This window comes from Nisaea denitrificans DSM 18348 (genome assembly GCF_000426505.1).
In the GTDB taxonomy this organism is placed as follows: Bacteria; Pseudomonadota; Alphaproteobacteria; order Thalassobaculales; family Thalassobaculaceae; genus Nisaea; species Nisaea denitrificans.
This window is the reverse complement of sequence record NZ_AUFM01000011.1, coordinates 1,069,696-1,090,038: the sequence shown is the minus strand read 5'-3', so window position 1 is coordinate 1,090,038 and position 20,343 is coordinate 1,069,696. Positions and strand designations below refer to the sequence as shown.

At 61.2% G+C, this 20,343-nt stretch carries 21 protein-coding genes; 6 read left to right on the top strand and 15 right to left on the bottom strand.

All coding sequences use genetic code 11. The features are described from left to right. Positions 1-2: 2 nt before the first annotated feature. Together K328_RS22775 and K328_RS0106070 are read right to left on the bottom strand one after the other, a co-directional pair. Positions 3-638 (bottom strand): class I SAM-dependent methyltransferase, encoded by a 636-nt coding sequence (locus K328_RS22775; protein WP_051284575.1) that lies wholly within the window; start codon positions 636-638, stop codon positions 3-5. After that, entirely contained in the window at positions 635-1,360 is a 726-nt protein-coding gene (locus tag K328_RS0106070; RefSeq protein ID WP_028465210.1) for a ribonuclease activity regulator RraA, read from the bottom strand. Before K328_RS0106070 ends, K328_RS22775 begins: the two co-directional genes overlap by 4 nt. 153 nt (positions 1,361-1,513) lie before the next feature. Between K328_RS0106070 and K328_RS0106065 the strand changes: the two genes are divergently transcribed. Continuing rightward, complete coding sequence (locus K328_RS0106065; RefSeq protein ID WP_028465209.1) at positions 1,514-2,527, top strand: aldo/keto reductase; 1,014 nt, start codon at positions 1,514-1,516, stop codon at positions 2,525-2,527. Between the two features lie 12 nt (positions 2,528-2,539). Here the strand turns inward: K328_RS0106065 and K328_RS0106060 are convergent, their stop codons facing one another. Continuing rightward, on the bottom strand, positions 2,540-2,995 hold the full coding sequence (locus K328_RS0106060) for a cyclic nucleotide-binding domain-containing protein (protein WP_028465208.1): 456 nt from the start codon (positions 2,993-2,995) through the stop codon (positions 2,540-2,542). Positions 2,996-3,097: 102 nt separating this feature from the next. Next, the gene (locus K328_RS22770) at positions 3,098-3,457 is read right to left on the bottom strand and encodes a TfoX/Sxy family protein (protein ID WP_051284573.1); all 360 of its coding nucleotides are present in this window, start codon (positions 3,455-3,457) and stop codon (positions 3,098-3,100) included. Between the two features lie 275 nt (positions 3,458-3,732). On the opposite strand from K328_RS22770, the gene typA reads away from it, so the two are divergent. Both typA and K328_RS0106045 read left to right on the top strand, forming a co-directional pair. Beyond that, positions 3,733-5,559 (top strand): translational GTPase TypA, encoded by a 1,827-nt coding sequence (gene typA / locus K328_RS0106050; protein ID WP_028465207.1) that lies wholly within the window; start codon positions 3,733-3,735, stop codon positions 5,557-5,559. Between the two features lie 118 nt (positions 5,560-5,677). Further along, a complete protein-coding gene (locus K328_RS0106045) occupies positions 5,678-6,076 on the top strand; it encodes a rhodanese-like domain-containing protein (RefSeq protein ID WP_028465206.1) in 399 nt (132 codons plus the stop codon). 56 nt (positions 6,077-6,132) lie between these two features. On the opposite strand, the gene K328_RS0106040 is transcribed toward K328_RS0106045, so the two are convergent. The 5 genes from K328_RS0106040 to K328_RS0106020 all read right to left on the bottom strand — a co-directional run bounded on the left by K328_RS0106040 (position 6,133) and on the right by K328_RS0106020 (position 12,344). After that, complete coding sequence (locus K328_RS0106040; RefSeq protein WP_051284571.1) at positions 6,133-7,755, bottom strand: methyl-accepting chemotaxis protein; 1,623 nt, start codon at positions 7,753-7,755, stop codon at positions 6,133-6,135. 139 nt (positions 7,756-7,894) lie between these two features. Beyond that, the gene (locus tag K328_RS0106035) at positions 7,895-8,341 is read right to left on the bottom strand and encodes a cache domain-containing protein (RefSeq protein ID WP_028465204.1); all 447 of its coding nucleotides are present in this window, start codon (positions 8,339-8,341) and stop codon (positions 7,895-7,897) included. Between the two features lie 307 nt (positions 8,342-8,648). Further along, the gene (locus K328_RS0106030) at positions 8,649-10,139 is read right to left on the bottom strand and encodes a M81 family metallopeptidase (protein ID WP_028465203.1); all 1,491 of its coding nucleotides are present in this window, start codon (positions 10,137-10,139) and stop codon (positions 8,649-8,651) included. A 4-nt stretch (positions 10,140-10,143) separates the two neighbouring features. After that, positions 10,144-11,538 (bottom strand): M20 family metallopeptidase, encoded by a 1,395-nt coding sequence (locus K328_RS0106025; RefSeq protein WP_028465202.1) that lies wholly within the window; start codon positions 11,536-11,538, stop codon positions 10,144-10,146. Between the two features lie 32 nt (positions 11,539-11,570). Beyond that, positions 11,571-12,344 carry a LamB/YcsF family protein gene (locus tag K328_RS0106020; protein ID WP_028465201.1) on the bottom strand — a complete coding sequence of 258 codons (774 nt, stop codon included), beginning with the start codon at positions 12,342-12,344 and terminating at the stop codon, positions 11,571-11,573. A gap of 129 nt (positions 12,345-12,473) precedes the next feature. On the opposite strand from K328_RS0106020, the gene pxpB reads away from it, so the two are divergent. After that, the gene (gene pxpB / locus K328_RS0106015; RefSeq protein ID WP_028465200.1) at positions 12,474-13,211 is read left to right on the top strand and encodes a 5-oxoprolinase subunit PxpB; all 738 of its coding nucleotides are present in this window, start codon (positions 12,474-12,476) and stop codon (positions 13,209-13,211) included. Then, positions 13,208-14,239, top strand: a complete 1,032-nt coding sequence (locus tag K328_RS0106010) for a 5-oxoprolinase subunit C family protein (protein WP_028465199.1) — start codon at positions 13,208-13,210, stop codon at positions 14,237-14,239. The genes pxpB and K328_RS0106010 overlap by 4 nt, the downstream gene beginning before the upstream one ends. Here K328_RS0106010 and K328_RS0106005 read toward each other — a convergent pair. Next, positions 14,236-15,267, bottom strand: coding sequence for an MBL fold metallo-hydrolase (locus tag K328_RS0106005; protein WP_028465198.1), 1,032 nt, complete (start codon positions 15,265-15,267; stop codon positions 14,236-14,238). The two genes, K328_RS0106010 and K328_RS0106005, sit on opposite strands and share 4 nt — an antisense overlap. A 207-nt stretch (positions 15,268-15,474) precedes the next feature. Between K328_RS0106005 and phnN the strand changes: the two genes are divergently transcribed. Then, positions 15,475-16,029 (top strand): phosphonate metabolism protein/1,5-bisphosphokinase (PRPP-forming) PhnN, encoded by a 555-nt coding sequence (phnN, locus tag K328_RS0106000; protein WP_028465197.1) that lies wholly within the window; start codon positions 15,475-15,477, stop codon positions 16,027-16,029. Positions 16,030-16,069: 40 nt separating this feature from the next. On the opposite strand, the gene K328_RS0105995 is transcribed toward phnN, so the two are convergent. Genes K328_RS0105995 through K328_RS22765 form a run of 5 tightly spaced genes read right to left on the bottom strand, consistent with a single transcriptional unit; the run spans position 16,070 to position 20,336 of the window. Next, positions 16,070-16,684, bottom strand: a complete 615-nt coding sequence (locus K328_RS0105995; protein ID WP_028465196.1) for a DapH/DapD/GlmU-related protein — start codon at positions 16,682-16,684, stop codon at positions 16,070-16,072. A gap of 37 nt (positions 16,685-16,721) precedes the next feature. After that, on the bottom strand, positions 16,722-17,879 hold the full coding sequence (locus tag K328_RS0105990) for an alpha-D-ribose 1-methylphosphonate 5-triphosphate diphosphatase (RefSeq protein WP_028465195.1): 1,158 nt from the start codon (positions 17,877-17,879) through the stop codon (positions 16,722-16,724). Further along, positions 17,876-18,598, bottom strand: coding sequence for a phosphonate C-P lyase system protein PhnL (gene phnL / locus K328_RS0105985; protein WP_028465194.1), 723 nt, complete (start codon positions 18,596-18,598; stop codon positions 17,876-17,878). The genes K328_RS0105990 and phnL overlap by 4 nt, the downstream gene beginning before the upstream one ends. A gap of 5 nt (positions 18,599-18,603) precedes the next feature. Next, positions 18,604-19,392, bottom strand: coding sequence for a phosphonate C-P lyase system protein PhnK (phnK, locus tag K328_RS0105980; protein WP_028465193.1), 789 nt, complete (start codon positions 19,390-19,392; stop codon positions 18,604-18,606). Beyond that, positions 19,389-20,336 (bottom strand): alpha-D-ribose 1-methylphosphonate 5-phosphate C-P-lyase PhnJ, encoded by a 948-nt coding sequence (locus K328_RS22765; RefSeq protein WP_425411510.1) that lies wholly within the window; start codon positions 20,334-20,336, stop codon positions 19,389-19,391. The genes phnK and K328_RS22765 overlap by 4 nt, the downstream gene beginning before the upstream one ends. Between the last annotated feature and the right edge of the window lie 7 nt (positions 20,337-20,343).

Below are 20,343 nucleotides of genomic sequence, written 5' to 3'. Positions count from 1 at the left end.
AATTAACCTGATTTCGTCAAAATGAGGCGGGTAAAGGAAACGCTGTCGCGTTCCAGCTCATCGCCGTTTTCTTCGCGGTGAATAACGGAAAGTCCTTGCGCCTCGGCGAGGGCCAGGAAGGGCTCGGGGTCTGACTCGAGCATTGGCCGGTCCGCCGGTGCCGGTCCGTGTCTCAGCAGCACGGAGAAACGGCCGCCAGGCGCGAGAAGCGTAGCGAGGCACTCCATGCCTTGATCCCGCTGGTCGTGCGGCAGATGCATCCAGACCGAGTTCATCAGCATAAAATCGAACCGGCGTCCGAGCGCATGCACTTTTGCGAGGTCGGGCAGGCGGTCGTCGAGCCAGGTCGCTCGGGAGTTGGGATAGAGGGTCTCGGCTTCCGCGCGCATACCGGCGGCGGGTTCGACCGCGACCACTTCCAGCCCCCGGGATTCAAGCCCGTTCACATGGGCCCCGTATCCGGCACCGATATCCAGGGCATGGCCTCCCTCGGACGGCAGGTAGGGGGTGTGAAAAGTAATGAACTTGTCGCTATGGGTCGCGGACTCCGCACCTGCGGACCATTCCGTCCGCAGGCGCCGTGCATCACGATCATAGACCGCGATCAGCGCGTCGTTATCCGTATCGGCAGCACTCACGCTTCGGCGTCCCGCTTCTTCTGCCATTCCACGTAGCGTGCTTTGGTTGCTTCGTCCGGCGGATAGGTTCCGCGCAGCGGGCGACCGCTGGCAATCTCTTCCCGCAGGAAGACTTCCATCTTCTCCTGCTCGAAGGATTGCTCTGCAATTTCCTCAGCGAGATGGGCCGGAAGCACCACCAGGCCTTCCGCGTCGCCGACCAGAACGTCATCCGGATAGACCGCGACGCCGCCACAGGCGATGGGGGTGTTCAGTTCGGCCACTGCATGGTGCTTGATCAGGCTGGTCGGGGCGGAGGGGCCGCCGACATAGCAGGGAATGTCATATTCCGCGATCTCGTAGGAATCGCGGATGCCGCCGTCGGAGACGAACCCGGCAACGCCGCGCACCTGCAGGCGGGTCATCAGGATGTTACCGGCGGAGGCGGCGCTGGCGTCCTGGCGGCAGTCCACCACCAGGATCTTTCCGGCCGGTATGGTCTCGATTGCCTTGCGCTGCGGGTGATCGTAATCGTCATAGGCGCTGATCTGGTCGATATCCTCGCGCGCCGGGATGTTCCGCAGCGTGAAGGCCTCGCCGACCATGTTGCGGTCGTGCGCGGTCAGGCGGCTGACGCCCTGAAGGCACTGATTGCGCAACCCGCGCTTCAGAAGCTGCGTGGTCAGGGTCGCGGTGCTGACATGCGCCAGCTTTTCCCGTGCCGTGTCGCTCAGTCCGGTCATTGAAGGCCCTCCCGGTGCCGGTTTTTCATTGGAATGCATCAGAGCACGGAGACTTCACGATCCTCAAGTGCGGTCGTCGCTCATCCCGGCTATTCTGTCGTTCCGGAACCGCACCTGAGCCATCAGGGAGCGTTATATAGGGGGGAAGAAACCATGGAATACCGCAATCTCGGCCACTCCGGCCTGAAGGTCTCGAAACTGTGCCTCGGCGCCATGATGTTCGGCGGGCCGACGAGCGAGGCCGATTCTCAGGAGATCATCGCCGAAGCGCGGGATTTCGGGGTTAATTTCATCGATACCGCCGATGCCTATCACAACGGCAATTCGGAGAGGGTGGTCGGCCGTTGCATTGCCGACAACCGGGATTACTGGGTGCTGGCGACCAAGCTCGGCAATCCGATGCGCGAGGGCGATCCGAATGCGCGCGGCCTGTCCCGGAAATGGGTACTGCAGGCCTGTGAGGAATCGCTGGAACGGCTCGATACCGAATATATCGACATCTACTATCTGCATAAGGAAGACCATACGACGCCGCTGGAAGAGACGGTGAACGCCATGGCCGATCTGGTTCATGCCGGCATGATCCGGTATTTCGGCGTCTCCAATCACCGTTCCTGGCGGGTGGCGGAGATATGCCATCTCTGCGATGCGGCAGGCATCGACCGCCCGGTCGTCAGCCAGCCCTATTACAACGCCATGAACCGGATGCCGGAGACCGAGCATCTGGCGGCCTGTGACTATTATGGCCTGGGCGTTGTGCCCTACAGCCCGCTGGCAAGAGGCATTCTCTCCGGCAAGTACAAGCCGGGTGCCGAGCCCGCCGAAGGCAGTCGCGCCGCCCGCGCCGATACCCGCATGATGCAAACGGAATGGCGCGAGGAAAGCCTGGTGATCGCGGAGAAAATCAAGAAACACGCGGAAACCAAAGGCGCCACCATCATCGACCTCGCCGTCGGCTGGGTGCTGAATAACGGCCTTGTCACTGGCACGATCGCCGGGCCGCGCACGATGGAGCAGTGGAAAGCCTACGCGAAAGCGTTGGAATATGAGTTCACGGCAGAGGACGAGGCGTTGATCAACAGCCTGGTGGCGGAAGGGCATCCCTCGACGCCGGGCTATAACGATCCAGCCTACCCGCTGGAAGGTCGGGTGGCGCTGACGGAGTAGGTGGCGTTCGCCTTACTTCGCGACGCCTTCCTCGAAGAAATCGCCAAGGCCGTGGTCGGGTTCGAAGACTTCTTTCACCTGACCGCGGCTGGCGTTCTTGTAGTTCTTCATGATGAAGCCATAGGCCTGATCGAGCTTGTGGGCCTGATTGAGAATGATCATCTTCGGCAGTTTCGCGCATTTGGCGATGTCGGCACGGACCCGGTCTGCGCGCACCCGGGCATAGGCGCCGGCACTGAAGCCGACGAGGGTGCCGACATAGGGGCGCTTCAGGATGGCTGAACTTTCGCCGAGGAGGGAGCCGCGCTTGAAGGTCGTGACAGTGCCGTCCAGCTCAATGTAGAGGCCGGGGCTGTGCTCCATGGCAACCTCACCGTTGAGAACGTACATGACGAAATCGGACGGCTCGCCATGCTCGCAGATGATGTCGCCAGGCTCGAATGGAATACGGTCTGATTCTGGAACCATAGATTTTTCTTTTATCATCAAGGTGGTTGGTTAATGAGTATAAATTTGAATTAAATTGTTCTTAATGACAAGCTCCGGGACGGAGAATCCTGGCTGATTTCCTCAACTACGTTTTCTTTTTTTCTTAGGCTTATGTGCCTTGAGGGCAGCATCGATGGCGGCGCGGGCCCATTCCAGAAACAACTCTGGGTCTTCCAGGATGTCTGTCGGCACCTCCCAGTAACTGCCGACCGTGACCTCGCCTTTCTTTGTGTTGTAGCGAAACGGCTCGCTGCCGCGTTCCTCGAAAGCCTGGCGATTCCGGTCATCCACGCGGAAATAGGGCAGGTCCCCCAGCAACAGGGCGAAATTCACCTCGCCGTATTTGATGCCGTAGCCGCCGAACATGCGCTGCGCGCGGATTTCGCCCAGCGGCTCCAGCATGTCGGTGATGAAGTCCGCTAACTCTTTCGAAGCGGCCATGCTCTTTCCCTCTTGTTTGTTCCCTTATTGTTCCTATTTAACGAACTGATGGCAAGGCTGGGCGGCATCACATCCGAGTGGGATGCCAGGTGGGGCTGCAAATGGGATGCAGCCATGCAATCCAGCGCTTGTTTCGCGCTGCAATATAAGTATGTTAGCGCCGAGTCATTTTGACACTGCCGGGCCTGAACCGCCCTGAGCCAATCAACGCAGATTTGCACGCCTGGCACCGCGCCGTAATAGCGGCGCGCGGCGGACCTGTTCGGAGTCGTTCCATGGAACTGAGAAATATCGCAATCATCGCCCACGTCGACCACGGCAAGACCACGCTTGTCGACGTGCTCCTGAAACAGACCGGTACGTTCCGCGAGAACCAGCAGGTCGAGGAACGGGCGATGGACAGCAACGATATCGAGCGCGAGCGCGGTATCACCATTCTCGCCAAATGTACCTCGGTCGAATATGGCGGCACGCGGATCAATATCGTCGACACGCCGGGCCACGCCGATTTCGGCGGTGAGGTCGAGCGTATCCTGTCCATGGTGGACGGTGTTGTCGTTCTGGTGGACGCGGCCGAAGGCCCGATGCCGCAGACCAAGTTCGTGCTCGCCAAGGCACTGAAGCTGGGCCTGCGTCCGATGGTCGTGGTTAACAAGGTCGATAAGCCGGAGCAGCGTGCCTACGAAGTGCAGGACGAGATGTTCGATCTGTTCTCCGCGCTCGAGGCAAATGAAGATCAGCTCGACTTCCCGTCGCTCTTCGCATCCGGCAAGGCCGGCTGGGCGAGTGAGACGCCGGAAGAGGTCGGCACCGACATGACGCCGCTGTTCGAGCTCATTCTGAAGCACGTGCCGGCACCGGCCGTCGAGAAGGACGCGCCGTTCAGGATGCTGGCAACCACGGTTGAGGCCGATCCCTATCTCGGCCGTCTGCTGACCGGCCGGATCGAGGCCGGAACAGTGAAACCGAACCTCAGCGTCAAGGCACTGTCCCGCGACGGCAAGGTGCTGGAGCAGGGTCGGATAACCAAGGTCCTTGCCTATCGCGGTCTGGAGCGGGTGCCGTTGGACGAAGCTGTGGCCGGCGACATCGTGGCGCTTGCCGGACTTTCAAAATCGACCGTTGCCGACACCATTTGTGTGCCGGAAGTGACCGAGCCGATCATGGCGCAGCCGATCGATCCCTCGACCATCGCGGTGACCTTCTCCGTCAATGACAGCCCGCTCGGCGGTCTGGATGGCGACAAGGTGACGAGCCGGGTGATCTGGGACCGTCTGCAGAAGGAAGCGGAAGGCAACGTTGCCATTCGTGTCTCCGAAACCGCCGACAAGGACGCCTTTGAGGTCTCCGGTCGTGGCGAGTTGCAGCTTGCGGTGCTGATCGAGCAGATGCGCCGGGAGGGCTTCGAGCTGTCGATCAGCCGCCCACGCGTGCTGTTCCAGGCCGATCCGCAGACCGGCCAGCGCCTTGAGCCGATGGAAGAAGTCGTCATCGACGTGGATGAGGAATTCTCCGGCGCCGTGGTCGAAAAAATGCAGCAGCGCAAAGCCGAATTGATGGACATGCGTCCGTCCGGCGGCGGCAAGCAACGGGTAACCTTCCGCTGTCCGTCGCGCGGTCTGATCGGCTATCACGGCGAATTCATGACCGATACCCGCGGTACCGGCATCATGAACCGGGTGTTCGACTCCTTCGGTCCCTATAAGGGCCCGATCCCGACCCGCCGCAATGGCGTGCTGATCAGCCTGGAAAAGGGCAAGGCCGCAGCCTATGCGCTGTTCAACCTGGAAGAACGCGGCCCGTTGATGATCGGTGGCGGCGAGGATATCTATCCGGGCATGGTGATCGGCGAGACCAACCGGGGTAACGATCTCGACGTCAACCCGCTGAAGTCCAAACAGCTCACCAACTTCCGGGCATCGGGCAAGGACGACTCGATCGTTCTCACCCCGCCGATCCGGATGACGCTGGAAAAAGCGATCTCCTATATCGGTGATGATGAGCTGGTTGAGGTGACGCCGAACAATATCCGCCTGCGCAAACGCTATCTCGATATCAACGAGCGCAAGAAGCACGCCCGCAAGATAGCGGCCGAAGGCTGATACTCTCCTGACGACCCAAGGGAACCGGAGCATCAGTCCGGTTCCCGAAAGGCCATTCCGTTTGCGCCTCGCGCGCACTAGGCTCTCCCCAGAAACGTGATCCTGAGGGAGGGCCTCAATGGCCGAGAAAACCATCAAAACCGTCGACTCCATGGTGGCCGAAGCCAACGAGCAGGTCCGCATCGTCTCTGTCGAGGATGCAAAAGCCATGGTTGGCAGCGACGACGTGACCTTTATTGATGTCCGCGATGTGCGCGAGATAGCCAAGACCGGGCGTATTCCGGGCGCGCGCCATGTGCCGCGCGGCATGCTGGAATTCTGGATCGATCCGGCCAGCCCCTATTACAAGGACTTCTTCGGCGAGGATAAAACCTTCGTCTTCTATTGCGCCGCAAGCTGGCGCTCTGCGCTGTCCGCCAAGACGGCGCAGGATATGGGACTGACGCCCGTCGCCCATCTTGAGGGTGGCCTTGGAGAGTGGATCAAGGCGGACGGGCAGGTCGAGAAGAAGGACTAATGAAAACGGCCGGGCAGATGCCCGGCCGTTTCATATAAGTGTAGCTGTGTCTCAGATCAGGCGGAGCGCACCTCTGCGAGGAAAGCGTCGACCTGACTGCGCAGGGCGCTGACAGAGTCGTTCATGCGGGATGCAGTTCCCGTTACATTCTCGGCCGCGGCGCTGGTTTTCACTGTCGCCTGATTCACGTGTGCGATGCTGCTGGTAACCTCATCGGTACCGGTCGCGGCATCCTGAACATTGCGTGAAATCTCGGACGTGGCTGCAGATTGCTCTTCGACTGCGCCCGCGATCATGGTTGAGGATTCCGACAGGTTGGAGATCAGGCCGGTCACGCGGGTGATTGCGTCGACCGCCGCGCTGCTGGACTGCTGGATTTCCTGAACCTGTGTTGAGATATCCTCTGTTGCCTGAGCGGATTGATTTGCCAGGCTTTTCACCTCGCTAGCGACCACCGCGAAGCCCTTGCCGGCATCGCCGGCCCGGGCTGCCTCGATTGTCGCGTTCAGGGCAAGCAGGTTTGTCTGCTCGGCAATATCCCGGATGAGCGTGACGATCTCGCCGATCTTCTCGGCCGACTGCGCCAAAGCCTGCATCTGCACATTCGTCCGCTCGGTTTCGGCAACAGCGGAGCTGCTGATCTGTGAGGCATCGGAGACCTTGCGGGTGATTTCGCCGATCGATGCGGAGAGTTGCTCCGTCGCGGCGGCAACAGTGTTCACGTTGGTCGAGGCCAGGGATGCCGCAGAGGCTACCTGATCCGATTGTGAATTAGTTTCGCCGGCGGCAAGAGTCATCTCGTTGGCGGTGTCATTCAGGTTGGCCGCCATGCTGTTGAGTTCGGTCATGGATTGCCCGATCATGTTTTCAAAGCGGGCAATCGAGGCTTCGATCCGCTCGGCCCGTTTCGACCGATCCTGTTCTTCGGCAATCTGTTTGGCGCGCATTTCCTCGCGTTCGATCAAGCCTTCCTTCATCACGCCGAGGGCTTCGGCAATCGCACCGACCTCGTCTTTGCGATCCTGATCGGTAATATCGGTGTTGCTGTGCCCGGATGCGATTTCCTTGATCACTGTTGTGATTCGGCTGATTGGCGCAGTGATGGCGCGGCCGGTGAAAATACTGATAGCAAGCGAAAGGATAAAGGCGACGACAACGACACCCATAACTTCCAGTTCGGCCAGATCCTGCGCCGCCTTGGCTTGATTCTGTAAGTCGTCCGCCTTCTTGATGATGGCGTCGGAGAGCTCCTGAATCTTCCCGGAGACGTCACTCAGCCTGACGTGAGCGTCGGTCATCAACATGGAGGCCAGGAATGAGTCTATAGCGACGGTCTCGAGTGTTTCAGTCGCGACATCACGATACGCGCCATACCCTTCCCGGATCGTCTGCAGAGCCTCTATTTTGTCTGCGGGAGTATTCGCCTCAATCTTTGCGAATAGCGCTTCAACGTTTCCGTAGATGGTCCGTGCTTCCTCGGCTGCTTTCGCAACGTCCTCGGCAGCTACTCCGGACTGTTGCCAGCTGAGAGCTCGGAACAGTGTCGCATGACCAGCATTGACAAGCCCTTGCAGCTCTTTGGTGTCAAGGACCAGTTGCCCGGCAAGCCCCGCATTCTTCTGGAGATTGGTTGTCTCCTTTGAAGAAATGAAGAATACCGCTGCGATGATCAGGATCATCAAGCATGCAACACCAGGTGCTATTAGTGTTTTCTGAATAATTGGAAGATTTTTCAGCATTGTCGGTGTCCCGGTCCCAAAGTTTTATATACGGACGGGGACGGAAAATCCGCCCCCGACGTGGTTCGTATAACTTGTATTAGCGCTTGTAGGCGCCGACACCGACGACTTCATTAGCCAAGCGGATGATGTAAGATGTCTTCGGCTCGACAGCGTTGGATGTCGGATTCTGCCATTTGTAATCGACCCAAGCCGCATCCGTGACCTTCAGGAAATCCTGGATGAACTGCTTGCCGTCGACATCGCGGAGACCGGTCAGGTCGCGGCCGACCAGTGCAGCTTTGGCGCCGTGCGCAATCGTGATGCCCTTGAGATCGAAGACGAAAACATAGAGATCGCGGTCATGCCAATCGCCGCCCGGGGCCATGAAATCTTTGATAGCACTATCAAGTCCGGCCGAGTTGATATGCGCAGCAGCTTTTTCAGCCATCGCCTTGGCTTCCGCCTCGGAGGCGAACTCGGCAGCATTTGCACCCATGGTGGCGGTGAAAAGCATTGTAGCGGCGATGATGAGTTTCTTGAACATCTGTAGGTCCTCTGAAAATCAGTCGTTGTTGGTATGAGGTGAACCCGGCTCGTTCTGGAACAGAGCCGTTGTTTTTCATGAGGGGGTTATCCTCCAGAATGCTTAAAAGATGTTTAATCATCGAAAATAGATTTCATGCTTCGTCCCTGGCCTTGGACGAGCGGAGACGTTCGCTGCGGAGCGGCTCCGCGCGGCTTTTGTGCCAACATGAAATAACCCGGATCTGTTTAGGGAGGCGCCTGAATTTGCTTTTCTACACGAAGCTTAAGCTGCGTTGCGGCCGGTCTTGTTTTCGGAGTGGGGCGCCTTACGAAACAGGATCGATCGGCCAGATCGGGCGGCGCAGATGCTTGTAGTCAAAGCTGCTATAATCTTGGGAGACGAGGCTCCCGCTATCCACCAGCACGACTTCGCGGGCAACCGGCTGGAAGGCCGCGCGGAAATGGTGGGAGGATTTGACAACGACCACGTCCAGTGCCGCCGGGTCGAGTCCGAACAGCTTCAGTGCCTGCTGATCCGTGACCTGCAGGTTGCTGCTGGCGATCACCACCTTCACGCCTGAAATGTCGAGCAGGGCGGAGCGGCCGAGGCGCACTTCCACATTGGCCCACATCGGCCCGTCGCAGACGAAAGCTCCGGTATCGCTGAGAGCGAGCACTGTGGCCTCTGTCTCGATCGGCGGCCCATAGCTGTCCGGATTGACCTTCGCGCCAAGTGAGAGGGCGATTTCTGCTCCAACGCCGGCTGTATGAGCCTGTTCGGCAACCGCCGGATCGCAGATCGCCGCCAGTGCCGCATTCTGAATGCCGGTCGCGATAATGCTTTCCAGCAGACGTACGCCGTCGCCATAGCCGCCGCCACCCGGATTGTCCGTCGTATCGCCGATAACCAGCGGTCCCTGACCCGTGGGGCCGTCCTTGATTCTCTCCGAAAGCTCCGTGAGAGAGAGCAGCGGAACAGTATTAATCGCCCGGGTGTCCCAGACGAACTGCATTAGATCGTCGGCGATCTTCCGGCCCTTATCCGCATCTCCATCCGTGGTGACGCTGACGGACGGTCCTGCCGCTGCAATGTCCGACCAGGCGAAGCCGGCACAGAGGCCGATTTCCAGAACGGCCGGATCCAAGGCCTTTATTTCCGCCGCCCGGGCCAGCAGCTCGACCATCGGGCCTTCCTGGGTCCGGCCGTGGTTGAGGCCGTCCAGGGTCGGGCGCCGGGCAACGACCGTGACCGGTCGGATGTCTTTGTCCATTGCCCGCTGCAGCAGGGAGGCAGCTTCCGTCGCGGCCTCGTACTGGTCGATATGCGGATAGGTCCGGTAGGGCACCAGGATATCGGCAAGCGCGGCCATTCCGTCCGTCACATTCGCATGCAGGTCGAGCGTGACGGCAATCGGAACCTGCGTGCCGAGACGGTCCCGCAACCGCTTCAGCAGATCGCCTTCCGCGTCCTGGCTGCTCTCGGTCACCATGGCCCCGTGCAGGGCCAGCATGACCCCGTCGACCGGTCCCGTGTCGAGACCGGCCAGCACAATACTGCAAAGCTCTTCCCAGGCGTCTGCCGTGGTCATGCCGCTTGGTGTGGCATGGGCCGCAACAGTCGGGATCAGCTCCCAGCCGTAGGTCCGCGCGGCGTCGATATGTGCCGCCACTTCCGTCGCGGTGCCGGACATATGCGCCGCTATCGCGTCTCCGAAATAGCATTGCCGACGCAAATAGGCGTCCATGTCGGTCCGCAACACACTGAAAGTATTGGTCTCGTGGCTGATCTCAGCCGACAGAACACGCCGCGCGGTCATCGGATTACCAGCTTTCCGGAAGGGTACCGTCGCCGATATCCCAGAAAAGGCCGGCGGTGAGTTGCAGACCCTCGCGGAGGATCGGCTTCAGCGCATGCTCATTCGGGGCATGCTGGGAGCAGGATGCATAGGAATGCGGAACCCAGATAGTGGCCAAGCCAAGTATTTCGCTGAAGACGTCGTTCGGCAGGGAGCCGCCGAGGTTCGGCAAAATTGCGGTTTTCTTGTTGGTCGAGCGTTGGATCGAGTTTGCCGCCCACTGCACGAGCGCATGGTCGGGATCGAGGCGCGTCGCCTTCATATAGCCGCGATCGGCGTCCGCTACGGTGACCATCGGGAAGCCTTCGCGTTCCAGATGACGGCGCAGGGCCGGAACGATGTCCTCCGGGTCGGTGCCGACGACGAAGCGGAGCTGGCCGCGGCAGGTCGCCCGGCCCGGGATCGCGTTCACCGGTTTGTCCGGCAGACCGGCCGTGTAAGCCAGGATCTCGAAGCTGTTCCAGCCGATCACCCGTTCGATCGGCGTCAGGGACTCTTCTCCCCAATTCGGATCGATCTGCGGGCCGTTCGCTTCCGCCTCGAGTTCGCACTCGGCGAGAGCTGCCCGGATTGCCGGGGTGAGGGTGGTCGGGCGCCATTCCGGCACACGGATCTGGCCGCGCCGGTCGGTGATGCTGGCGAGCGCATGGGCGAGGATAACCGCCGGGTTTGCGAGCAGCCCGCCCCAGTTGCCGGAATGGTGGGCGCCTTCGCGCAGGTCGCAGGTAATATCCATCGGATAAGCACCGCGCGAGCCCATGAAGACGGTCGGGTGATCGGCACTGATGCGCGGGCCGTCGGAGGCGATCAGGAAATCGGCCTTCAGCTTGTCTTTTTGCTGTCTTGCGAAGTCCGCCAGTCCCGGGGAGCCGGATTCCTCGCCGGACTCGATAAGGATCTTGGAGTTGAAGCCAAGCTTGCCCCGGGTCTTCAGCACGGCGTTAAGGCCGGCGATATTGATCGAGTGCTGACCCTTGTTATCGACGGTCCCGCGGCCGTAGACACGCTCGCCGACCTCGGTCAACGTCCATGGATCACGGTCCTCAGCCCATTGCCCCTCCATGCCGCGGACGACGTCGCCATGGCCGTAGGTCAGTACGGTCGGCAAAGTGTCGCCCTCGTGACGGGTTGCGATCAGGAAGGGGCCGCCCTTCGGCGAGGGGTTCGGGAACTGCTCGCAGACATATCCCATCGGCTCCAGGGCCGCGCGCATTTCGGCCATATAGGCCTCCATGTCGGGCTTCCGCTCCTCGTAGAGCTGGCTCTCGGTGCGGATCGCCACCCGGCGGCTCAGGTCCTTGAGGAAATCGCCGCTGTCAAAATGTTCGGCGGCGGCTGCGATGGCTTGCTCACGACTCACGGGGATGGCTCCAGGGTTGGAAAATTCGATATTCAGTTAAGCGGGACTTCGGGCAGGGTGACGACCTCGATGCCCCTGGCCTCGAGCGCGGCCCGGACGGCGGCTGCGACGGCAGGACCGGTCGGCTCGTCGCCATGGATACAGATGGAATGAACCACCACGGGCACCTCCACGCCGTCGGTCGAGCGGACCTTGCCGGTCTCGACCATGCGCAGCACATGCTCCACGGCCTGCCCGGGATCGCGGATCATGGCGTCGTCCCGTTTTCGGCTGGTCAGGCTGCCTTTGGCATCGTAGGTGCGGTCGGCGAAAACCTCGGAGGCTGTCGGCACGTCGAGCGTGGCGCCGGCTTTCATCAGCTCGGAGCCGGTCGTCGCCAGCAGGATGATGGCCGGGTCGACCGCCCTGGTCGCGCGCACGATGGCTTCGGCGAGATCCCTGTCTTCCGAGGCCATGTTGTTCAGCGCGCCATGCGGCTTCATGTGCGTGACCTTCATGCCGTGCAGCGCCGCCATCGCCTGCAGCGCGCCGATCTGATAGGCGATCATCGCCTCCACTTCGCGCTGGGCCATGGTGATGCGGCGGCGGCCGAAGCCCCAGAGATCGTTGAAGCCAGGATGCGCGCCGATACTGACGCCTTCCGACTTGGCACCGGCCACGACCCGATCCATCACATTGGCGTCACCGCCGTGGAAGCCGCAGGCCACATTGGCCGAGCCGACGATCTTCAGCATCGCCATGTCGTCGCCGATATCGTAAGCGCCGAAACCTTCGGCCATATCGGCGTTCAAATTCACTTTGGTCATGGTTACGGTCCGTGGCTATTGTCTCGAAGCGCGGGTCGCGCGTCCGGGACGCTTTGTCGAGGGGCGATAGGACGTGAAGATTAGCGCCAAACCCTTCGTATGGTCCATGTCCGGAACAGAACCATTGTGATGTCGGAACCTGTCTTTCTTCCCGCCGGGGATACCGCCCTTGTCGTGCAGTTCGGCGAAGCCGTCGACGCCGTTGTGAACAGGCAGGTGCGCCATGTTGCGGCCAAGCTGCGCGAGCTGTCGTTGGGCGGCATTGTCGATATCGTCCCGACGATCCGCTCGCTGATGGTGCATTACGATCCGCTGGTGACGCGCTCCTCCGAGTTGCAGTCGGCGATCTCGGAGATCCTGCATCACCAGCATGAGGGCGAGGATGGCTACCGGCTCTGGTCCATTCCGGTTTGCTATGAGGGTGAGTGCGCTCCCGATCTTGAGAGCGTTGCGCGGGACATGAATCTGGCGCCCGCGGAAGTGGTGCGCGGCCATACGGCAGAACCGCAGGAAATCCTGATGATGGGCTTCCTGCCGGGCTTTCCCTATCTCGGTTTGCTGCCGGAAGATTTCGACGTGCCAAGGCGGTTCGAGCCGCGGGTGAAGGTACCGGCGCGGTCGATCTCCATCGCGGTCAGGCAAACCACTGTCTACACGGTCGAGAGCCCGGGCGGCTGGCATCTGATCGGCCGCACACCGATCGAGTTTTTCGATCCACGCAGGGATGAGCCCATTCTGGTCGCTGCCGGGGACCGGATTCACTTCGAGGCCGTGCCGATAGCCGAATACGAAAAGCTGCGCAAAGCCGTAGAGGCCGGGGAATACGTGCCTGTCGTGGAAGATATCGCGCCGGGAGAGAACGCATGAGCGGGCTCAGGGTGATCCAGGCCGGTTTTGCGCCGACCCTTCAGGATTTCGGGCGTCCGGCGTTTCAGAACCGGGGCGTGCCTGTTTCCGGTGCGCTTGATCCTGTGTCGCTCCGGATCGGCAATGCGCTGGTTGGAAATGACGGCGGAACGGCCGCCATCGAATTCCGCATGATCGGCCCTGTGCTTGAAGTCATCGCGGAAAGTGTTCGTGTCGCGTTGGTCGGTACCCGGGCCGGGATTGTCGTCGAGGCGGGGGAGCGCGTCGAGTTGCCGTCTTACCAGAGCGTCACACTGAAACGCGGCCACCGGCTTTCCGTCAATCCGGTGACGGATAGCGGTGCCGCCTATCTCTGCATCGAGGGCAGGTTTGATCTGCCCGCTGTGTTTGACAGCCTGTCGACCTATGGCCGCTCGCAGATCGGCGGGTTTCAGGGGCGTGCGCTGAGGGACGGGGACGAGTTACCCTTGAGCCTGAACGAGGTTCCCGAGCGTGGCGAGCTTCGGTTGGAGAACCCCGGGTATCTTGATGCCGACGGCCCGATCCGTGTCGTGTTCGGCCCGCAGCGGGACTATTTCACAGACGAAAGCGCCGCCGCCTTTCTGACCAACGAGTACAAGATCAGCCGGGAAGCGGACCGGATGGGCATGCGTCTGGAAGGCCCGGCGCTGGAGCATGCGCGCGGCTACAACATCACGTCGGACGGCATCGTCACCGGCGCCATCCAGGTGCCTGGCAACGGCCTGCCGATCATCCTGCTGGCGGATCATCAGACGACGGGCGGATACCCGAAGATCGGCACCGTGATTTCAGCCGATATTCCGCGTCTTGGCCGCCTGAAGCCGGGAGATAAACTGTCCTTCGCGGAAGTCAGCGTTGCGGATGCGGAAGAGGCGCGCCGGGAGCAGGAAAAGGACATCAAGCGGCTGATCGCCTCCCTCAGCCCGGCTGCTGCCTGGCTCGACGAGGCTGCGCTTTACCGGGAAAACCTGATCAGCGGCGTGGTCCATAATGTAGAGGCGGTCTAGGCAGCGCGCCCGTAGCGGTACGTTCCGTTCTCAGACAGCTCCCGCGTGATCTGTCCGTCTTCTATGAGCAAATGCAGGTGGGCCAACGCTTCGCCGACGGCAAAGCGGGTCTGGTGCAGGTCGAGCTCGCGGGTGAAGAGGCTCTTCATCACCTCGGCGGCGGAGGCCGGTCGGTCGCAGGCCGCAATGGTTTCTTCTAGCCGCTCGTCATGGTGGCTGCGCAGCGCATCGATCCTGAAATTGATGCCGCGATAGGGGCCGTCATGCCCCGGCAGGACGAGGATTTCATCTTTGCCGCCCTTCATGCTGTCGAGGAAGGTGAAGAAATCCTGCAGCGGATTGGCGTCGGGCTCGGTCCACCAGACGGCGATGATCGGGGTGATCCGGGGCAGCAGCAGATCGCCACCGAGCATCAACTGGTCTTCTTCGGAGAACAGGCAGACATGGTCCGGTGAATGGCCGGCACCGAAATAGGGCCGCCAGGTGCGGCCGCCAATGCTGAAGCGCGTATCCGGCCCGATGCGATTGAAGGAGGGTGGAATTGGCGAGACCAGTTCACGATATTCGTTGCCGATCTTGCGCATCTCGCCGCTGATATCCCCGCCGAGGCCAAGCCGGCCATAGAAGCCGACCATCTGGTCGACAAAATCTTCGGACGTGTCGAGATAATAGGCCCGGGCGTTCAGCCATTCGGTCCGGCTCATCCAGAGCGGGGCGCCGGTCCGCTCCTGCAGCCAGCCGGCGAGCCCTACATGGTCCGGATGGAAGTGCGTGCCGATGATGGCCTGTACCGGATCGTTCCCGATCACGTCCTTCAGGATCTTTGTCCAGGCCACACGGCAGTTTTCCGAGTTCAGGCCGCAATCGACAATCACCCAGCCGGCATCGTCTTCCAGCAGGTAGAGATTGACGTGGTTGAGCGAGAAGGGCAGCGGCAGGCGCAGCCAGTGCACGCCCGGCGCGACCTCAAGGAGAGCACCGTCTTCGGGGCGCTTGTCTCCGAGGAAATAGGTAAGTTCCTGTGTCATGGTTGCGGAACTTAGTCAGCGCGGCCGGAAGTGCAAAGTGCCTAATGCGAACGAGTTGCGCGGATATTTCGCCAAATCATGCAGAGGGGACATTCTCCCCGAATGTTAAGCATCTGTGAAATGCCCGTGGGAATGCGCTCATGAGCCTCGCCACACCGTCGTGGACCGGTTAGAAATAGCGCTCCCTTTCCAAGTGAGTTTCCTCGCATGAACAGTCATTCGAACACCGGCACGCTCTGGCTCGTTGTCGGGCCGTCCGGCGCGGGCAAGGACAGTCTACTGGACGGTGCCAAAGCCGCTTTGTCGGAAAGTTCGGCCCATTATTTCGTGCGCCGGGACATCACGCGCCCGGCGGATGCCGGAGGCGAAGACCACAATCCGGTAACGGTCGAGGAATTCGAGGCAAAGCAGGAAGAGGGCGGTTACTGCCTGAGCTGGGATGCGCACAACCTGCGCTACGGCATTCCAAAGTCGATTGAAGAGGAGCTGGCGGCGGGGCGGCATGTCATCGTGAATGTGTCGCGCGCACTGATCGGCACGGCGCGCGAGATGTATCCGGATGTGCGGGTAGTGAACATCACGGTGCCGCGCGCGGAGCTGGAAAGCCGCCTCCGGGGGCGGGGGCGAGAGAGTGAGGCCGACATCCAGAAGCGCCTGGAGCGGGCCGAGGCATTCACGCTGGAGGGGCCGGGAGTGATCACTTTCATCAACGACCGGCCGCTTGAAGAGTCCATATCAGCTTTTACAGCGTTATTCGCGTAATAGGAGAAATATCGGTTAAATCCGATATTCCGATAGGTGCTTACCGATATTTTGACAGGAACGCGGCTGCGGGCAGGGCGCGGAAGTCGGCCATCCGTTCTTTCAGCAGCGCGTGCGGCCAGTCCCACCAGGCCAGCTCCAGCAGACCTTCGGCTGTTTCCGCGTCCACCCGGCGTTTGATCTCTTTCGAGGGAACGCCGCCAACGATTGTATAAGGGGCAACATCCTTGCTGACCACGGCGCCGGCCGCGACAACCGCGCCGGTGCCGACAGTCACGCCGGCAAGCACAGTCGCGCCATGGCCGATCCAGACATCGTGCCCGATGGTGCAATGGTGCTGGCGGCGCCAGTCGAAGAACGCCTCGTCATCCTCGCCCAGATCGTACGCGGCGGCACGGTAGAGAAAATGATGCTGCGAGGCGCGTGTGCTGGGATGGTTTCCCGGGTTTATGCGCGTATGGGAGGCGATTGAGCAGAATTTTCCTATCGTCGCGTAGATGATGTCGCTGTCATTCACCACGTAGGAATAGTCGCCCATCTCGGTCTCGATGACGGAGGTGCGGGCACCGACCTCAGTCCAGGCACCGAGCTCGCAGTCCCGCACCTGGGCGGTTTCATGCACCGTCGGCATGGAGGAGAGCTGTTTCTGTGCCATGTGCCGACCTTTCCGTTTTCTGCTGAAGCTGCGGGCGTCAGGAGACGCGATTACCCGCCCGCATGACCTTGCGGACCACCGGCGTGCCGTCCTTGGCTTGCCGCACCCGGATCAGGTCGGCCCGCTTGCCGGGAAGGATCTCCCCGCGATCGTCCAGCCCGACCATGCGGGCCGGGTTGGCCGTGACCGTCGCCAGTGCCTTCGGCAGGGGCAGGCCGTGCTTTTCATGCAGCATGAAGGCGCCGTGCAGCATGCTGGCAGGCACATAGTCGGACGACAGCGCATCCAGCACACCCGCTTCCGCGAGCTCGCCCGCCGAGACATTGCCGGAGTGCGAGCCGCCGCGGACCACGTTCGGCCCGCCCATGATGTTGGCGAGGCCTTTCTTGCGGGCATGGTGCGCCGCTTCCATCGTCGTTGGGAATTCGCTGATGGTCAGGCCCAGCTCATGCGCCTCATCGACATGATCCACCGTCGCATCATCATGGCTCGCAATAATCACGCCCATATCCCGGCAGGCAGCGGCGATGGCCCGCCGGTGCTTGTCGGAATAAAGCACCTGGTTCTTCTTGCGGTCCTCGACCATGGCATCGAATTCGGCATCGCTCATGGCGTGCTTGCCGGTGTAGTAGATCTTCAGTTTGCTGAGATCGACGAACTGACGCTGGCCGGGCGTGTGATCCATAAGGGACACCAGCCTGACCAGCGAGTCTTCCTTGAACGGCTCGAAAAGGGCGAGGGCATTCGGGTTACCGACTTCGCAGCGCATGTGCAGGAAGTGATTGGCCCGCAGCATGTCGTGCTCGCTCGCCTCGCGGATGGCATTAGCGGATTCCATCAGGATCTTGTCCCGGGCGTCATCCCGCAGGGTGCCGCCGACAGCAACTGCGTCAAGAACCGTCGTGATACCCGCTGCCGTGACCTGTGCGTCATGCGCCAGCAATGCGGACATTACCGGCCAGTGGACCTTTGGGCGCGGGATCAGGTGCTTTTCGAGATTGTCCGTGTGCAACTCGACCAGACCGGCGATCAGATAGTCGCCGTCGAAATCCACCGCGCCGGGCGCGGCTGTGCGTCCTTCGGAAATATCCTCGATCTTGCCATTCCGGACAGTAACGGTGCCATGCACTTCCCCATCGGCCAGAATGATCCGTGCATTGGTCAGAATGGCATCGGGGGCCTCGCTCGTGCTCACGCCGCGCTCCTTGCAGGTTGAAGTTCGTATGTCCGGGTGCCGACCGCCTCGCGAACGGCCTGATCGTGGAAGATGCCAACAATGGCGGACCCGTTTTGCCGTGCTTCGTTGATCAGGTCCACGACTGTTTGACGGTTTTCCGCGTCGAGGGAGGCTGTCGGCTCATCGAGCAGGAGCACGGGGTAATCCTGTACGAGCGTCATGGCGATGTTCACGCGCTGTTGCTCTCCGCCGGAGAAGGTCGCCGGCGGCAGGGACCAGAGGCTTTCCGGAATGCGCAGACGGCTCAGCAACGTCGCGGCTTTCTCGCGGGCGGCGACCTCGTTGATGCCGCGGGCGAGCAGGGAATCAGCCACGAGATCAAGCGTACCGACGCGGGGAATAACGCGGAGGAACTGACTGACATAACCGAGTGTCCGGGCCCGAATATCGAGCACGACATGGGGCGCGGCACTGACGAGATCGACGAGCTCTCCGTCATGCCGGATCAGCACCTGGCCCGATTGCGGCAGGTAGTTGGCGTAGAGGGAGCGAAGCAGGGTCGACTTTCCGGCGCCGGACTGCCCGGCGAGGATGACGCATTCGCCCTGTGCGACAGTGAAGGAAACGTCTTCCAGCACGGGTAGAGTGACGCCGCCCTGATTATGCAGCGTGAAGCTCTTCATCAGGCTTTCGACGCGGATCATGTCTTGGCCGTGGTTTTGGTTGTTATCGGTCATGGTCATCACACCGGCAGGATCGAGGAGACGAGGAGCTGGGTATAGGCGTGCTGCGGGTCGTCCAGCACCTGATCGGTCAGGCCCTGTTCGACGACCCGGCCGCGCCGCATGACCATCAACCTGTCCGACAGCAACCGGACCACGCCGAGATCGTGGGTGACGATGATGCAGGCGATGCCGAGCTGACGCACCAGCCCGCGCACCAGATCGAGCAGGCGGGCCTGAACGGAAACATCGAGGCCGCTTGTCGGCTCATCCATGAAGACCAGACGCGGTTTGGTCACGAGATTACGGGCGATCTGAAGACGCTGCTGCATGCCGCCGGAGAAGGTCCGGGGCAGATCGTCCATCCGGCCGAGATCCATCTCGACCTTTTCCAGCCATTCCGAGGAAACGTCCCGGATGCTGCCGTAATGCCTCTCGCCGACCGCCATCAGGCGCTCACCGACATTGGCGCCTGCGGAGACATTCATCCGCAGCCCGTCCCGGGCATTCTGGAAGATGATACCCCAGTCTGTGCGCATCAGCATGCGCCGCTCGGCTTCCGAGAGGGCATAGATATCCTGCAGGCCGTCGACCCGCGTGTCGAAGCGGACGGTCCCGGCGGTCGGCTGCATCAGCCCGGAGGCGCAACGCAGCAAGGTGGACTTGCCGGAGCCGGATTCTCCGACGATCCCCAGCACTTCACCGGGATAGAGCGAGAAATGCACATCCTCGCAGCCGATCTGGTGGCCGTATTTCTGGGTCAGGCCTTCGACTTCAAGCAAAGGTCCGTTGTCTCGCAGCGCCATCATTCGGCTGCTCCCTTCTGAGCGGGGGTCTGTGGTTCGCCCTGATCGCCGACATGGCCCGCCTCGCGGCGTTCCGCGCAATAGTCGCTGTCGGAGCAGACATACATCTTGCCGCCGGCATCGTCGGTGATGACCTCGTCGAGATAGCTGTCATCTGCTCCGCAGAGCGCGCAGTTCTCTTCCCAGGACTGGATGGTGAAGGGGTGATCCTCGAAATCGAGGCTCTTCACGTCCGTATAGGGAGGAACCGCATAGATGCGTTTCTCGCGGCCGGCGCCGAAAAGCTGGAGCGCCGCCATCTGGTGCATCTTCGGATTGTCGAATTTAGGGATCGGGCTCGGCGCCATGATGTAGCGACCGTTCACCTGCACCGGGTAGTTATAGGCCGTCGTGATGCGGCCGAAGCGGGCGATGCTCTCATAGAGGCTGACATGCATGACGCCATATTCCTCAAGCGCATGCATTTTCCGGGTCTCGGTCTCGCGCGGCTCGACCCAGCGGAGCGGCTCCGGGATCGGCACCTGATAGATCAGGATCTGATCGTCGGTCAGCGGTTTTTCCGGAATCCGGTGCCGGGTCTGGATCAGGCTGGCATCCGACGTCTTCTCCGTTGTCGCCACGCCTGCGGTCTTGGCGAAGAAGCGCCGTATGTTAACGGCGTTCGTCGTGTCGTCCGCGCCCTGGTCGATGACCTTTAGAGTGTCATCCTCGCCGATCACGGCTGCAGTCACCTGCATGCCGCCCGTACCCCAGCCATAGGGCAAGGGCATTTCCCGGCTGCCGAATGGGACCTGATAGCCTGGAATGGCGACGCCCTTCAGGATTGCCCGGCGGATCATCCGTTTCGTCTGCTCGTCCAGATAGGCGAAATTATAGCCTTCAACCTGTTCGACCGGTTTGTCGTGCTCCGGCGCCTGCCAGGGCTGCGCTTCCTGCGTCATGCTCATGGATCTC

Coding starts and splice junctions, on each gene's coding strand:
- K328_RS0106070 (WP_028465210.1), bottom strand. CDS start 1,360: ATGACCGGACTGAGCGACACGGCACGGGAAAAGCTGGCGCATGTCAGC.
- K328_RS0106065 (WP_028465209.1), top strand. CDS start 1,514: ATGGAATACCGCAATCTCGGCCACTCCGGCCTGAAGGTCTCGAAACTG.
- K328_RS0106060 (WP_028465208.1), bottom strand. CDS start 2,995: ATGGTTCCAGAATCAGACCGTATTCCATTCGAGCCTGGCGACATCATC.
- K328_RS22770 (WP_051284573.1), bottom strand. CDS start 3,457: ATGGCCGCTTCGAAAGAGTTAGCGGACTTCATCACCGACATGCTGGAG.
- typA (WP_028465207.1), top strand. CDS start 3,733: ATGGAACTGAGAAATATCGCAATCATCGCCCACGTCGACCACGGCAAG.
- K328_RS0106045 (WP_028465206.1), top strand. CDS start 5,678: ATGGCCGAGAAAACCATCAAAACCGTCGACTCCATGGTGGCCGAAGCC.
- K328_RS0106040 (WP_051284571.1), bottom strand. CDS start 7,755: ATGATCCTGATCATCGCAGCGGTATTCTTCATTTCTTCAAAGGAGACA.
- K328_RS0106035 (WP_028465204.1), bottom strand. CDS start 8,341: ATGTTCAAGAAACTCATCATCGCCGCTACAATGCTTTTCACCGCCACC.
- K328_RS0106030 (WP_028465203.1), bottom strand. CDS start 10,139: ATGACCGCGCGGCGTGTTCTGTCGGCTGAGATCAGCCACGAGACCAAT.
- K328_RS0106020 (WP_028465201.1), bottom strand. CDS start 12,344: ATGACCAAAGTGAATTTGAACGCCGATATGGCCGAAGGTTTCGGCGCT.
- pxpB (WP_028465200.1), top strand. CDS start 12,474: ATGTCGGAACCTGTCTTTCTTCCCGCCGGGGATACCGCCCTTGTCGTG.
- K328_RS0106010 (WP_028465199.1), top strand. CDS start 13,208: ATGAGCGGGCTCAGGGTGATCCAGGCCGGTTTTGCGCCGACCCTTCAG.
- K328_RS0106005 (WP_028465198.1), bottom strand. CDS start 15,267: ATGACACAGGAACTTACCTATTTCCTCGGAGACAAGCGCCCCGAAGAC.
- phnN (WP_028465197.1), top strand. CDS start 15,475: ATGAACAGTCATTCGAACACCGGCACGCTCTGGCTCGTTGTCGGGCCG.
- K328_RS0105995 (WP_028465196.1), bottom strand. CDS start 16,684: ATGGCACAGAAACAGCTCTCCTCCATGCCGACGGTGCATGAAACCGCC.
- phnL (WP_028465194.1), bottom strand. CDS start 18,598: ATGACCGATAACAACCAAAACCACGGCCAAGACATGATCCGCGTCGAA.
- phnK (WP_028465193.1), bottom strand. CDS start 19,392: ATGATGGCGCTGCGAGACAACGGACCTTTGCTTGAAGTCGAAGGCCTG.
- K328_RS22765 (WP_425411510.1), bottom strand. CDS start 20,336: ATGAGCATGACGCAGGAAGCGCAGCCCTGGCAGGCGCCGGAGCACGAC.